Origin of the sequence: Pseudoalteromonas sp. DY56-GL22, from assembly GCF_041414715.1 — a bacterium.
In the GTDB taxonomy this organism is placed as follows: Bacteria; Pseudomonadota; Gammaproteobacteria; order Enterobacterales; family Alteromonadaceae; genus Pseudoalteromonas; species Pseudoalteromonas simplex.
This window is the reverse complement of record NZ_JANHZR010000003.1, coordinates 402,303-415,622: the sequence shown is the minus strand read 5'-3', so window position 1 is coordinate 415,622 and position 13,320 is coordinate 402,303. Positions and strand designations below refer to the sequence as shown.

Sequence of the window (13,320 nt, the reverse complement as noted above, 5' to 3'; positions counted from 1 at the left end):
GTGAGAATGCAGGCAAAAGTATTCGATGCCATTGTTATTGGTAGTGGCATTACTGGCGGCTGGGCTGCTAAAGAACTGACCGAAAAAGGGCTCAATGTACTGCTACTAGAACGTGGCAGGCAGGTTGTGCATGGTTATGACTATATCACTGCGTTTAAAGAAGATTGGCAACTGCCTTTTCGTGACAGGCCCAGCCTTTTAGAAAAGCAGAATCAAGCTAAACAAGCACGCACTGGCTATGCCACCAAACAATCAATAAAACACTGGTTTGTGAATGATTTGCAGCACCCTTATCTTGAATCACAGCGTTTTGATTGGATCCGAGGATATCATCTGGGTGGTCGCTCATTAACTTGGGGGCGGCAATGCTTGCGCCTCAGTGATATAGATTTTGCAGCCAACAAACAAGATGGTAACGGCATTGATTGGCCTGTGCGTTATCAAGATATTGCACCTTGGTACGATAAAGTCGAAGCCTACATCGGGGTTATCGGCGAAGCGCTGAACTTACCTCAGCTACCAGATGGACCTTACTTGCCTCCTTTTGCGCTTAATGCCGTAGAGCAGCAGCTTAAACAAAGTTTATTAACTCACTACACTAACCGTCACCTCACCATCGGGCGAGTTGCACATTTAACCAAGGCAAAGCCTGAACAAGGTCGTGCCCCATGCACTAAGCGCAACCGCTGTATGCGAGGCTGCCCAGCAGGGAGTTATTTTAGTAGTTTAGCCTCGACCTTACCTGCAGCGATGCGTACTGGGCGACTCACAATTCAGACTCACTCCATTGCCAAAGAGATTATTTACAATCCAGATAGCGGACTAGCTACGGGCGTGAAAGTAATTGATGCTGAATCTAAAAAAGAGTGTATCGCGAAAGCTAAGATTATTTTTTGCTGCGCATCAACGGTGGCTACAACAGCCTTGTTATTAAATTCAACCTCTGCACGCTTCCCTAATGGCTTAGGGAACGATAGTGGAGAGCTTGGCCATAACCTCATGGATCACCATTTTAGGGTTGGCGCAACGGGTGAACCAAAAGGTTTTGCTGATGACTTTAATGATGGCGACAGACCCGTTGGCTTTCATATTCCGCGTTTTCGAAACCTTAATGATAGCGAGCAGCATAGCTTTATTCGCGGCTATGGCTATCAAGGATACGCAACACGCAAAGATTGGCGACGGGGCTTTAAAGAACTTAGCTTTGGTAAGGCTTTTCGAGAAGAGCTTGCCAAACCTGGGCCTTGGCAAGTTGCATTAATAGGCTTTGGTGAATGCCTGCCTTATCATCGTAATAAAATGAGCTTAGATCCGGTATTAAAAGATCAATGGGGGCTACCTTTAGTTAATTTTGATTGCCAATTTGCTGAAAACGAGCAACGCATGCGCGAGGATATGAAAACGCAAGCCGTCGAGATGCTAAGCAAAGCAGGTTATCAAAATGTACAAGCGTACGACAAAGGCTCTGCGCCGGGGCAAGCCATCCACGAAATGGGAACTGCGCGCATGGGACATGATGCTACAACCTCAGTGCTTAATCGTTATAACCAAATTCATAGTGTGCGTAACGTCTATGTCACTGACGGCTCGTTTATGTGCTCGTCGGGTTATCAGAACCCTTCGTTAACCTATATGGCATTTACTGCAAGAGCCGCGGATCATGCTGCACGGCATTATCAAAACGGGGTGTTTCATGGCTGATCTACAAAGGCGAAATGCCATTAAATGTTTAGCTGCATTATTCGGTGCGGCTATTACGCCAGTGGCTGCGACTCAGCTATTTGATAAAGTGGATGACAATCATTTTGAGGTGCTTAAAGCTGCGGCGCATCGGGATGTGGTCACGCAAATGCAGGCTGTTATTTTAGAGCTAGAGCCAAATGATCAGCTGTATTTTAATTTAGTCGCTTTCACAGATTTAATGCTAGCAAATACACTAACTCTGACTGAACGTACGGCATGTGTAAAAGGCGCTGAGCTGATTGCAGAAGGTGCTCTTTCATCGTCGCAATTAGCAGATAAAATCACAGGTTTATTTTCTATCTCTTTGCAGCAGCAACAGCGCATAATAGCGCAGCAAGCCTTACCTCTTTCAGAAGAGAGCCCTGATAAGCGTGACGAGTATTTAATATATAAGTGTATTTTTACCGTGCGTGAATTTTTGCTACTGGGCTATTTCACATCAGAAAAATTGCAGGCTAGTTAAACAGTAAAACAACTAAGCCTGCCCATGTCGTTACTTACGCCAACTTGTTAGTTTGTGACCAATCAGTGCGTAATAAAGAATAAACGCATAGCAAGGGATCAACAGATAGTAAGCTTGTTGTGCATTGCCTGTATATTCTGCAAATACACCGTATACCAAAGGCAATAAAGCGCCACCAGAAATCCCCATAATCAGTAATGCCGCGCCGGTTTGAGTTTTATCGCCAAGATTTGCAAGGGCCATAGGCCAAATGGTCGGCCATACCAGCGCATTCGATAAACCAAGTAATGCAACAAATAACACGGTATCTGGAAAACTGTTATCAGCAAGCCAAAAGAGCACTACGTTTGCAATCGCTGTTTGTTGCGGTTCAATCAAAATGATACCAAGTGAAAACACACAACCACTTAACGCAGAAAATATCAGCGCCTGTTGCTGACTAAAAAAGCGAGGAATTAACAGAATACCTAATACATAACCTAGCACCATAAAGCCCATGGTGTAAGAGGTGAGTTCTGCGAACTGCAATACCCCTTGTTCTTTGCCGTAAAGGCCAATGGTGTCGCCGGCAATAACTTCTGCACCTATGTAAAAGAATAGGGCTATCACGCCTAAAACTAAGTGTGGAAATTGCAGTACTGATTTACTCTCGCTGTTATTGCTGGTTTTTGGTTGCTCAATATCAGGTAGTGGGGCGAGCATGATTAACGCCGCTAATATTGCTAATGCGATTGCCATTACAAAGTAAGGAGTAATTAAACGATTAGCCAGTTCTTGTAACTGTAATTGCTTTTGAATGCTGTTCAATTGGGCGAGAGCTTCAGGGCTAAAGCTGGCAATGTCGCTAAATACAATCGCAGAGAAGAGCAATGGAGCAACCACACCTGCGCTCTTATTGAGAATACCCATGATGCTAATGCGTACGGCTGCCGTGTCTTTAGAACCAATTAGCACGATGTAAGGATTCGCAGCGGTTTGTAATAAGGTGAGGCCGCTTCCTAAAGTAAATAAGGCAACCAAAAATAACCAATAAGCCTGAATTTGTGCGGCAGGAATAAACAACAACGCGCCAAATGCCATGGTGCCTAAACCAAATGACATACCATGCTTATAACTAAATAATTTCAATATCTTAGCGCTCGGCAGTGCCATGACGGTATAGGCGATATAAAACACCAATGTCACCATGTAAGCTTCAATATGGTTGAGATCACAGACCATTTGTAGAAATGGAATCAAAGATCCATTGAGCCAAGTTATAAAGCCAAATAAGAAAAACAAGCCACCTATGATCAACATAGGTAGTAATTGTGTACGGTTGGTGTGTTCTGTTTGCTCTAATAGTGAGCTTTGTGTTGTCATTTTTGTCACCAATAAGTTAACGGTAGATTAATGATAAAACATTTTTCGTAAGTTTTGAAAGTTTTATTTTATTTCGAAACTAAGCTTGGCTTTGAAACTGTAAATTGTGTAATATTGAACTACGAATTTGAAAGCAGCTATATAAACAACAGGCCAGCTATGCTAACCACAATAGAAAGAAGACAAAAAATCGTTCTGATGACCGAGGAAAATGGCAAAGTAAATGTTAAAGATCTTGCGAAAACTTTTGATATTTCTGAGGTTAGTATTCGCCATGATCTTAACGAACTGGGCAAGCGTGGTCTGGTTGTTCGTTCTCGCGGCGGCGCAATTGCTTGTGATAAATTGGTCAAAGAGTTATCAGTTAAAGATAAGCATAACGAAAATTATGCTGTGAAAGTTCTACTGGCAAAAGCTGTTGCAAATTTAGTTGATGATGGCGATTCACTAATTATTGATTCGGGCACCACAACCGAAGAAGTCGCGAAAGCATTGACCAACAAACAAGACTTAACCGTGATGACAAACGGCCTCAATATCGCACATGTACTGGCTGATATAGACGATGCCAATGTATTTATGCTGGGTGGGCAATTGCGCAAGAAATCAATGTCTTTTTACTCAAATGAAGTTGAACAAGCACTCAGTAAATATAATTTCAAAAAGGTTATTTTAGGAGTGGATGGCATAGATCCTGAAGCGGGGATCACCACCCATTATGAGCCTGAAGCAATGTTAAACCGAACAATGTGCACACGTGCAGATCAAGTGATTGCTGTAACTGATTCAAGTAAATTTGGTAAACGGGCTTTGTATAATGTATTACCACTAAAATCAATCGATGTGCTAGTAACCGATAAAAACATGCCAGCTGAATTTGTTGAGTCATTGGTTGCTTTGGGGATCGACGTAATCACTGTTTAGAGCTAGTAGCATACTGACAAATTACCTAAACCTTAAGGAGGTTATTATGGCAGGAATAAGTGTTTGGCAATTAGCTATTATTGCCGCAATTGTGGTGCTTTTATTTGGCACAAAAAAACTGTCACGGATCGGTGGTGACTTAGGGACATCAATTAAAGGGTTTAAACGTGCAATGCAAGATAAACCCAAAGACGAAGCCTGATAATCTTTGTCTCAAATAATATTATTACCTTGCTCTGGGTCGCGAGATTGATCTGCTTGTTCGCGGATATCATCGGCATCACTGCTAACATCATCAAGGCTGTGATCGTCGAGTGATTTTGCTGTTTTTGGATCAGCGCTTACGTTATTGTTTGGCTGTTCGGTATCGTTTTCGCTATTCAAAATAATTCGCTCGCGAGCATCATCCGGCATGCTTATTTGCTCCGCTAAATAAGTATTGACCAACTCTCGCATCAATTGTGAGGCCACTTTGATAGTACTGTGTTCGTTACTATTTACCCAAAAATAAATGGTTAGATTAAGAGTTGCTGAGCCTAATGAATCAATTAATACTTGGCTTGGCGGATCATTAATAACAGCAGGGTTTTGATTAACCACTTTCATTGCTAATTGTTGGGCATAGCGAATGTCATTATCGTAGCCAATGCCAACATTAAAGTGACCCCGCATTTTTGGGTTTGCGGTGAGATTTTTAATGACGTTTTTATAGACGGTCGCATTGGGAATTTGAATGTGATTGCCATCAAAATCAACCAAGGTGGTGGCGCGAGCCGTAACCTTTTTAACTACTCCTAAACGCCCATCTACTTCAATAACATCATCAATACGAAAAGGGCGCTGCACACTAAGTAGCATACTTGAGATAAAGTTTTCGGCAATATCACGAAAAGCAAAGCCTAAAATAAGCCCAACTAAGCCAGTGCCACTCATAATAGCCACAGCAAAGCTGGTTAGCCCTGCTAGACGTAAAAATAAGTAAACGCCAAACAAGATAATAATAATGCTAAAAAAGCGCCTAGTCACCACATGCAAAAGTTTGCTTTCGCTCACAAAGCCAAGCGGTTTTATTAATAGATAAGATAAAGGGCGGGCCAACAAGTAACAGATAATGATGGCCGCAATACCAAGTGTCAGTGCAGGTAACATTTGCCATGCAGTATGTAAAAACTGCGTAATTTGAAAGTTTAAGTCTTGCCAAGATAAGCTTTCAGAAACTGTTTGAGATGCTATGGAAATTGATGCTGTTAAAACGTTAGCTAGTTGATTTTCAGTAAGTAAATAATAACTCATTGCACCGCTCTATGGATCTTTAAGTTGCTTCAATAAGTTTAGTTCAATGCAATTCAGGCGCCATAATTACTGGCAAGTTGTTTGCAGCATTGTACTTTTCACAGTCATTCTTTGGGTCACTTATGGCGAATGGTAACCGCGGTTTTCAAGCTCGTTCACCGATGGAAATCCCAATTCGAGGTTGGTGGGATATCAGTAAACGGGTTTATCACAACCTATCACAAGACAATTTATCTTTTGTAGCAGCTGGCGTGGCATTTTATGCTCTTTTAGCTATTTTTCCTGCTCTGGCAGCTATTGTATCCGTATATGCCTATTTTGCTTCTCCCACAGATATCCATGATCAGTTAGATAAGGTGATTGCGATATTACCTGCAAGTAGTCGTGACATCATTTTGCTTCAAGTTAGCGATATCACTCAGCAGTCAAATAAGGTATTGAGTGCAAGTGCCATAGGTACCTTGCTATTAACTATTTGGAGTAGCAGTAAAGGCTGCCAAGCACTTATTACCGCCTGTAATATTACTTATCATCAGCGTAATAAGCGTCAGTTTTTTATGGCATTAGTGGTGCGTTTTTTATTTTCTCTGGGCGCTATTGTAGTTGCGCTGGTGGCATTATTGATCATTGGTATCTTACCGATTGTACTCAACTTAGTTGGTTTAACAGAGCTTATCGACTTAATGATTCAGCTCATTACTTGGCCATTGTTAGCCATTATTTTTAATCTCGCTTTAGCGTTTTTATATCGTTATGCGCCTCATCGAACTCCAGCTAAATGGCGCTGGATCACGCCGGGCTCAATGCTTGCTACGTTAATGTGGATCATCGCATCAATTGGTTTTTCATATTATGTATCTCAATTTGCTAGTTATAACGAAACCTATGGATCGCTAGGTGGTGTGGTGATCATGTTGATGTGGCTTTATATCAGCGCATATATCATCATTTTTGGTGCGGCTATCAATGCTAGTACAGAGCAGCAAACTCTAGTTGATAGCACTATTGGGCCAGAAAAAGCTGTAGGGAAACGCGGCGCGATCGTGGCCGATAGATTGACAATTAAACAACGAGAAAATGAGCAATAAGACGCAGTCGAGTTACTCCTTTAGGTAACCCCTAGGCCCTAATTGACATTTTTAGAATTGACTTCTATTAAATATTTAATCCTAAAGTTCGATTTTGGTTTTTATGACTCGTACTGTGATTTTACGTATCAGTAGGTCAGAAAGTTAAATCTGCGATCTCTAGCTGTAATCATATTTATAGGTCATGAAATGCAAAAAGAGCTCCAACTTAATATTAAGCGTTTATCTTTACTTAATTTGGTTGCTGTAATTCTAGCTGGGTTAACGGCTTTGTCAGTTTATTTAATGTATGGCAGTTTAAAAACCATAGAGGCTGAAACTAAGGTTAGGTATCAGTCTTATATTTTGGCTGAGCAAGTCAGACAAAGTTCAGATCAATTAAGTTTAATGGCAAGGGCTTATACGGTAACAGGCAATACTAAATTTTTAGACTTTTTTAACCAAATTCTAGCTATTCGAAATGGTGAAGCTCCACGTCCAGAAGATTATCACCGCGTTTATTGGGATATGTTAATGCCTCATAACGGTAAGGCTCCATTTCCTGACGGTGAAAAAAAATCACTCCAAGTTATGCTAAATTCCATTGGTATAACAGATGAGGAGATGCAACAAATCCGGCTTGCAGAAAAAGCATCAAATGATTTAACAAAAATTGAGTACACTGCTTTTCAAGCTTTAGCAAATAAACCTGATGAGAATATGGAAAAGGAGCAAATTGACGCGATTCTGAGTTTGTATAGTGATGATTACTTTTTGGCAAAGTCAGAAATAATGAGTCACATTAATAACTTTTTGTTTATGTTAGATTATCGAACCGAGCAAAATCTTCATACTGCGACGCGAGATCACTACTTGATGTCGCTTTTCTCTTTTTGCTGCTTTATTACCATTTTAATTGTGCTGTATTTTATTGGCCGTTTGCGCAAATCACTTAATCATTTATATGTGTCTTCACTTGAAGCTGAAGTGGCAGAAAAAACATCTTCTTTGACTGAGAAAAACGTGCAGCTTAAAGAATCTATGGATTTAATGGCAAAGACTCAAAAATACTTAATGGAAGCAGAAAAAACAGCAGCACTAGGTCGTCTAGTTGTTGGGGTAGCACATGAAGTCAACACGCCTGTAGGTATATGTATAACAGCTGTCAGTTACCTTGAAGATGAAAATAAAAAGATGGGAAAAGTGCTAGCTGATAAACGCGTTAGTAAAGGCTCACTTGAAAAATATGTACATACTTCAGAAGAAATTAGCTTATTACTTCATTCTAATTTAGATCGATTAGTTGAATTGATAACAAGCTTTAAACAAATTGCCGCTGATCAGCATTGTGATGAATTAAGGTTAATTAACTTGAATCCGCATCTGCATGATATTGTGATGTCGTTTAAGTCAGATTCTAAAAATAAAAATGTTGAGGTGATTTTTAACATACCCGATGATTTAAAAATTCAAAGTTACCCAGGAACATTTAATCACGTTATGACAAACTTGTTTTCAAATGTTTTTTTTCATGCGTTTGATGGGCAGATTGAAGGCGCAAAAATAGAAGTTTCGGCAAGTTTTAAACATAATAATGTTTTTATAAGTGTTAAAGACAATGGCTGCGGCATAAGCGAAGATATTCAAGATAAAATATTTGATCCTTTTTTTACTACTAAGCGTGTCCAAAAAAATACTGGTCTAGGGCTTTATGCTGTTATGAATTTAGTTACGCAAAAATTAAAGGGCTCGATTAGTTTCGAATCTGAAGAACAGACAGGCACCACCTTTTATTTAACTTTGCCAAATCTTCAAACTGAGCATGAAATAACGCAGAGCGATGATATAGAACCTCTTTAGTATTCGCTTTTATAGAACGTTAGATGCTTATTTTACTCATGGTTGTTAGTTAAAATAGCGCCTAAAATCACTTCATACAATTTACGGGAGTAAAGTTATGAAAGTGATTCAACAATTAAATAGCCATGCCACACAAGATGGTGATGGTGTAAACATCAGCCGTATTCCAGGTTTTGATGGCAAGTACTTAGACCCTTTCTTAATGATCGATGAGCTTAAATCCGATGATCATAGTGATTTTATGGGCGGCTTTCCTGCGCACCCTCACCGTGGTATCGAAACCTTTACTTATATTATTAAAGGTGGCTTTGAGCACCAAGATCAAATGGGTAACAAAAAAGCAATTCGTGCTGGCGATGTGCAGTGGATGAGTACCGGTTTTGGTGTGATCCACAGTGAAATGCCATTAGCAGATGCTAAAGAAGGTATGCATGGCTTTCAGATTTGGTTAAATATGCCAAGTGCCGAGAAGCTAAGAGCGCCGCGATATCAAGATACCACTGAAGCGCCAGCACCAACGACTCAAAATGAGCAAGGTGTTGAGCTAAAAGCATTAGCTGGAAGCTGGCAATTTGCAGGTGAAAAGCAGGACTCTAGCCTACAAGATCTCGCCGCTGATGGCATGCTTGCTGATGTGACTTTACCGGCTGGCACGCAGTTTTACCATACACCGCTTACACAAACTAAGGTGATGATCTATATCCATACCGGAGAAATTCATACTGAACAGGGCGGACCAGTTAAAGCAGGTAGCTTATTGATTTTAGAGCCTGGCAGTGACATTGAGTTTAACTCGCAAACGGGTGCAGGGGCGTTAATTCTAGCCGGTGAGCCGCTTAAGCAACCAATCGCTCATATGGGCCCGTTTGTAATGACAACCCAAGCTGAGTTACAACAAGCAGTACGTGACTATCAGCTAGGTAAATTTGGCACACTATAGGAGGTTATTGTGGGATTACTAGTAAATGGCCAATGGCAAGATAAATGGTACGACACCGATAACAATCAAGGTGAGTTCAAACGTGAGGCAGCCCAGTTACGCAACTGGGTTACAGCAGATGGTAGTGCAGGGCAAAGCGGTGATGCGGGCTTTAAAGCTGAGAAAGATCGTTACCATCTATATGTCTCTTTAGCTTGCCCGTGGGCTCATCGCACTTTGATTTTTCGCCATTTAAAAGGCCTTGAAGATTATATCAGTGTGTCGGTTGTCAGTCCTGACATGCTAGAGCATGGCTGGACCTTTGATAAAGACAATCACAGCACCGGTGATGCACTTTTCGATAGCGACTTTATGCATCAAATTTATACGCGTAACAAAGCCGATTATTCAGGTCGTGTTACGGTTCCCGTGCTTTGGGATAAAAAAACGCAGCGTATTGTTAGCAACGAATCTGCTGAAATTATCAGAATGTTTAATAGCGCGTTTAATTCCCTAACAGGTAATGAACGCGACTTTTATCCGCAATCGTTACGTTCTGAAATTGATGAAGTTAATGAGTTTGTTTATCACAACATTAATAATGGGGTGTATCGTGCAGGCTTTGCGACAACGCAAGAAGCTTACACTGAAGCCTTTGATGATCTCTTTGCAGCTCTTGATAAAATTGAGCAACGATTATCAGCTAATCGTTATTTAGTGGGGGACACACTGACTGAGGCCGACTGGCGTTTATTTACCACCTTAATTCGCTTCGACAGTGTTTATGTGGGCCACTTTAAATGTAATTTGCGTACTATTGAGAGCTATCCGGCGATCAGCAACTATTTACGTGAGTTATATCAAATTGAAGGTGTAAGTAAGACCGTTGATTTTTATCATATAAAACGTCATTACTATTTTAGCCACACCATGATCAACCCAACTCAAGTTGTGCCAAAAGGGCCTGATATAGACTACGCTCGGTCTCATAACCGTGGTTAATAAACCTTGATAACTAACAGTTTAATGACTTGATTGAACTGTTAGTTATAACTATCCATGACCTTGCGGATAGTGTCGATGCCAAACATCACCTTTTGAATAAATGACTCAGAACTTTTCACTAAATTAAAATTAGGGTGCTGAGACCAAACTGCTTGCAGTTTGTCATCAAGCAATATGGCTTGCTGATCAGACTCGTTTCTAACTGGGTTATTAGAATGAATACTTTGCCCAGACTTCGCTGCTGTTTCAAAAAAGATCACTGCATCATATTGATTAAGCTCGGTATGTAGGTTGGTATTCAGACACTCAAAAAACTCATCTTGCTCACCGGGCCAGTAGGCAAGTCCATCTAAGCTACCACGATCGCAAAGCATTAAACGATCTGGGTGCATGGTTCGTTGAATATGTTCAAGGTGTTTTTGTAAGCTGAAGATAGCTTGTTGGTGAGCTTTGATCAGGTGAGTTGCATCACCACGTTCTATACCACCGCTGAACAGCATGGTCGCAGATTCTGGTACAACAACAATTTGATTAGAAAATTCACGTCTTAATAGATCGATGGCTGTTGTTTTACCACCGCCAGGGCCACCAGTTAGTACAATCCTTTTCTTCACCTTACATTCTCACAAATTGCTCGTTTGTGTTTAAGGTAATGAAAATAGGTGGCAAAGAGAAGTAAAAAGCAAACATTACATGATAATGATCACAAAAAACGCAGTAACCAGCTGAAGCGGCTGACTTGTTTCAGTTTACTGTCCTTGGGGTCTGAGTTATTAAGTGCTTCATAACCCATACCCGCAGTGAAGGCACTGGCAACACCCACTTTACTTACCGCAAAGCGTTTTAAACGGTATTTGAACGCTTGATGGTGTTGACGTTTAAGCTCATCTTGTAAATCCATTTGCTGGCTTAGCTTAGTTACTCTGTGTTGCGGTTTATTAATAAAATAATCAATTAACATCATTCTTCCTTACTAATATTCAATAATTGACGAATACTTTTTAGCGTATGATCAAAACCTATTTTACTGCTGACATAACCAATGTTCTTCCAAAGCCATGCAAGACAAAGCAATTGTAATGCAATCAGTGAAATAGCGGCTAACCACAATGATTGGCTAAAGCTGAATATCGCGATACCGACAGTAGCAAGTAAACCAGCCCAAAGTAACACTAAACCACCGGCAAAACAGACAAGTAGTATAATAGTTAAGGCGAGTGAACGTGTTGATAAGCGCCACTCAGCAGCTGCAAGCTTTTTGCAAGTCCCAGTTTGTTTGCGATAGTCAATGTATAGCTGTTTGCCGTAGTCAGATAATTTAGCAAGGTGATCTTGCCACTGATCAGCGTTTAATGGCTGATCAGTGGCATCTTGCGTTTTCTCATCTGTAGATTGAGAAGTTTGCATAACAATTACTTACGACGAATAAGTGCAGTTACTAACATGCCTGCAGCAAATGCAATACCTGCTGTTGCAAGTGGGTTTTCCGATGCAAGTTTACGAGTTTTACCACTGTATTCATTAATTTTAGCGCGTGCTATTGCTTGCTTTTCAGAAAGCGTTTGAGCAGAGCTAGATGCACCCTGACGTACACTATGTTCAGCACTAGCAGCGCGTGTTGATAATGCATCTACTGCGTGGTGAGCTGCCTCTGTCGCTTTTTCTGTGAATGGCGCCTCTACTTGAGCCGCGTTCGAGTTTGCACTGTTACTTGTTGTCGTGCTTGAATTCGATTTTGAAGTTGCGGTAGTCATAATCATTCCTTAAAAATTGCCATTTAATTGGTGATTAATTCATCGCAACCTTCATACCAAAATATAAAATCAATAATTTTCAATTGTTTATTCTTTTTATTGCGTTCTTGGTTAGTGGTTTTTCGTAACTCTTGCAGGGTGATTAAGTAAAAATTACAGAATAAGATAATTTTGTAATTGTTCATTGGTTATTCATTAACCATTTTTCCCCATTAGATTGCCAATAAAATTGGAAAAAAAATTTTTTTCTATGTTTTCCACTTTTTCCCACGTAATTCAGAGGCTTTGCTTGAGGCCTTATTTTTTCTGGCTTTAGAAGGCACTGAAGATGATCTAGTTACTTGACAAAATAGCTTGTCAAGCCCTAAACTGGAGCATTGTGGTAAAAAGTGGTTTTTAGTGGATCAAATTGGATCAGAGATAGTCAGTTACAATAAATAACCTAATTTAAGGCATGTTATGTTTCGGGGTGCGAGCTCACTGAGTTTGGATGATAAAGGACGTTTTGCGGTACCAACTAAGTACCGAGATGCGATCTTGTCTGAAGATCAGGGAACGGTTATTTGCACTGTTGCTTTAAACGAGCCCTGCTTGTGGTTATACCCGTTAGCCGAGTGGCTTGAAATAGAAGAGCGACTATTAAAAATTTCAAATATGAATCCACGTGCTCGCCGCATGCAACGAATGTTGCTCGGCAATGCCACAGAATATCAATTAGATAAAAATGGCCGAATTTTGCTGGCACCTTCGTTACGAGCCCATGCAGAACTAGGAAAAAAAATCATGTTGGTTGGCTTGATGAACAAGTTCGAAATTTGGGATGAAGATCGTTGGCATGAACAAATGCGCCAAGATACTGAAATTGAACGCCTAGGCGATTTTGAGGCGAATCCTGAGTTCGATAACTTCTCACTCTAACGGCACAAAGAA

General features: G+C 40.6%; 15 protein-coding genes. 9 read left to right on the top strand and 6 right to left on the bottom strand.

Annotation, left to right across the window (positions count from 1 at the left end; translation table 11 throughout):
- Nucleotides 1-6: 6 nt before the first annotated feature.
- Nucleotides 7-1,701, top strand: a complete 1,695-nt coding sequence (locus NO991_RS09815) for a GMC oxidoreductase (protein ID WP_300361620.1) — start codon at nucleotides 7-9, stop codon at nucleotides 1,699-1,701.
- Nucleotides 1,694-2,206, top strand: coding sequence for a hypothetical protein (locus tag NO991_RS09810; RefSeq protein ID WP_371351964.1), 513 nt, complete (start codon nucleotides 1,694-1,696; stop codon nucleotides 2,204-2,206). The genes NO991_RS09815 and NO991_RS09810 overlap by 8 nt, the downstream gene beginning before the upstream one ends.
- A 30-nt stretch (nucleotides 2,207-2,236) precedes the next feature.
- Here the strand turns inward: NO991_RS09810 and NO991_RS09805 are convergent, their stop codons facing one another.
- On the bottom strand, nucleotides 2,237-3,568 hold the full coding sequence (locus tag NO991_RS09805; protein ID WP_300361615.1) for a sugar MFS transporter: 1,332 nt from the start codon (nucleotides 3,566-3,568) through the stop codon (nucleotides 2,237-2,239).
- Between the two features lie 159 nt (nucleotides 3,569-3,727).
- On the opposite strand from NO991_RS09805, the gene agaR reads away from it, so the two are divergent.
- Both agaR and tatA read left to right on the top strand, forming a co-directional pair.
- A complete protein-coding gene (gene agaR / locus NO991_RS09800) occupies nucleotides 3,728-4,492 on the top strand; it encodes a transcriptional repressor AgaR (protein WP_166338756.1) in 765 nt (254 codons plus the stop codon).
- A gap of 46 nt (nucleotides 4,493-4,538) precedes the next feature.
- Nucleotides 4,539-4,694, top strand: coding sequence for a twin-arginine translocase TatA/TatE family subunit (tatA, locus tag NO991_RS09795; RefSeq protein WP_082389242.1), 156 nt, complete (start codon nucleotides 4,539-4,541; stop codon nucleotides 4,692-4,694).
- Nucleotides 4,695-4,705: 11 nt separating this feature from the next.
- Here the strand turns inward: tatA and NO991_RS09790 are convergent, their stop codons facing one another.
- Entirely contained in the window at nucleotides 4,706-5,785 is a 1,080-nt protein-coding gene (locus NO991_RS09790; RefSeq protein ID WP_300418720.1) for a mechanosensitive ion channel family protein, read from the bottom strand.
- A gap of 122 nt (nucleotides 5,786-5,907) precedes the next feature.
- Between NO991_RS09790 and NO991_RS09785 the strand changes: the two genes are divergently transcribed.
- The 4 genes from NO991_RS09785 to NO991_RS09770 all read left to right on the top strand — a co-directional run bounded on the left by NO991_RS09785 (nucleotide 5,908) and on the right by NO991_RS09770 (nucleotide 10,633).
- The gene (locus NO991_RS09785; RefSeq protein WP_054552747.1) at nucleotides 5,908-6,873 is read left to right on the top strand and encodes a YihY/virulence factor BrkB family protein; all 966 of its coding nucleotides are present in this window, start codon (nucleotides 5,908-5,910) and stop codon (nucleotides 6,871-6,873) included.
- Between the two features lie 189 nt (nucleotides 6,874-7,062).
- Complete coding sequence (locus NO991_RS09780; protein ID WP_290440851.1) at nucleotides 7,063-8,712, top strand: sensor histidine kinase; 1,650 nt, start codon at nucleotides 7,063-7,065, stop codon at nucleotides 8,710-8,712.
- A gap of 97 nt (nucleotides 8,713-8,809) precedes the next feature.
- Entirely contained in the window at nucleotides 8,810-9,652 is an 843-nt protein-coding gene (locus NO991_RS09775) for a pirin family protein (protein WP_054552745.1), read from the top strand.
- A 9-nt stretch (nucleotides 9,653-9,661) separates the two neighbouring features.
- On the top strand, nucleotides 9,662-10,633 hold the full coding sequence (locus NO991_RS09770; RefSeq protein ID WP_300361599.1) for a glutathione S-transferase family protein: 972 nt from the start codon (nucleotides 9,662-9,664) through the stop codon (nucleotides 10,631-10,633).
- Between the two features lie 41 nt (nucleotides 10,634-10,674).
- On the opposite strand, the gene NO991_RS09765 is transcribed toward NO991_RS09770, so the two are convergent.
- The 4 genes from NO991_RS09765 to NO991_RS09750 all read right to left on the bottom strand — a co-directional run bounded on the left by NO991_RS09765 (nucleotide 10,675) and on the right by NO991_RS09750 (nucleotide 12,390).
- Complete coding sequence (locus tag NO991_RS09765) at nucleotides 10,675-11,250, bottom strand: AAA family ATPase (protein ID WP_138598832.1); 576 nt, start codon at nucleotides 11,248-11,250, stop codon at nucleotides 10,675-10,677.
- A gap of 89 nt (nucleotides 11,251-11,339) precedes the next feature.
- Complete coding sequence (locus tag NO991_RS09760) at nucleotides 11,340-11,597, bottom strand: hypothetical protein (protein WP_300361594.1); 258 nt, start codon at nucleotides 11,595-11,597, stop codon at nucleotides 11,340-11,342.
- Nucleotides 11,597-12,043 carry a hypothetical protein gene (locus tag NO991_RS09755; protein WP_300361592.1) on the bottom strand — a complete coding sequence of 149 codons (447 nt, stop codon included), beginning with the start codon at nucleotides 12,041-12,043 and terminating at the stop codon, nucleotides 11,597-11,599. The genes NO991_RS09760 and NO991_RS09755 overlap by 1 nt, the downstream gene beginning before the upstream one ends.
- 5 nt (nucleotides 12,044-12,048) lie before the next feature.
- The gene (locus tag NO991_RS09750; RefSeq protein WP_300361589.1) at nucleotides 12,049-12,390 is read right to left on the bottom strand and encodes a DUF883 domain-containing protein; all 342 of its coding nucleotides are present in this window, start codon (nucleotides 12,388-12,390) and stop codon (nucleotides 12,049-12,051) included.
- Nucleotides 12,391-12,849: 459 nt separating this feature from the next.
- On the opposite strand from NO991_RS09750, the gene mraZ reads away from it, so the two are divergent.
- Entirely contained in the window at nucleotides 12,850-13,308 is a 459-nt protein-coding gene (mraZ, locus tag NO991_RS09745; RefSeq protein WP_054552739.1) for a division/cell wall cluster transcriptional repressor MraZ, read from the top strand.
- Nucleotides 13,309-13,320 lie beyond the last annotated feature (12 nt).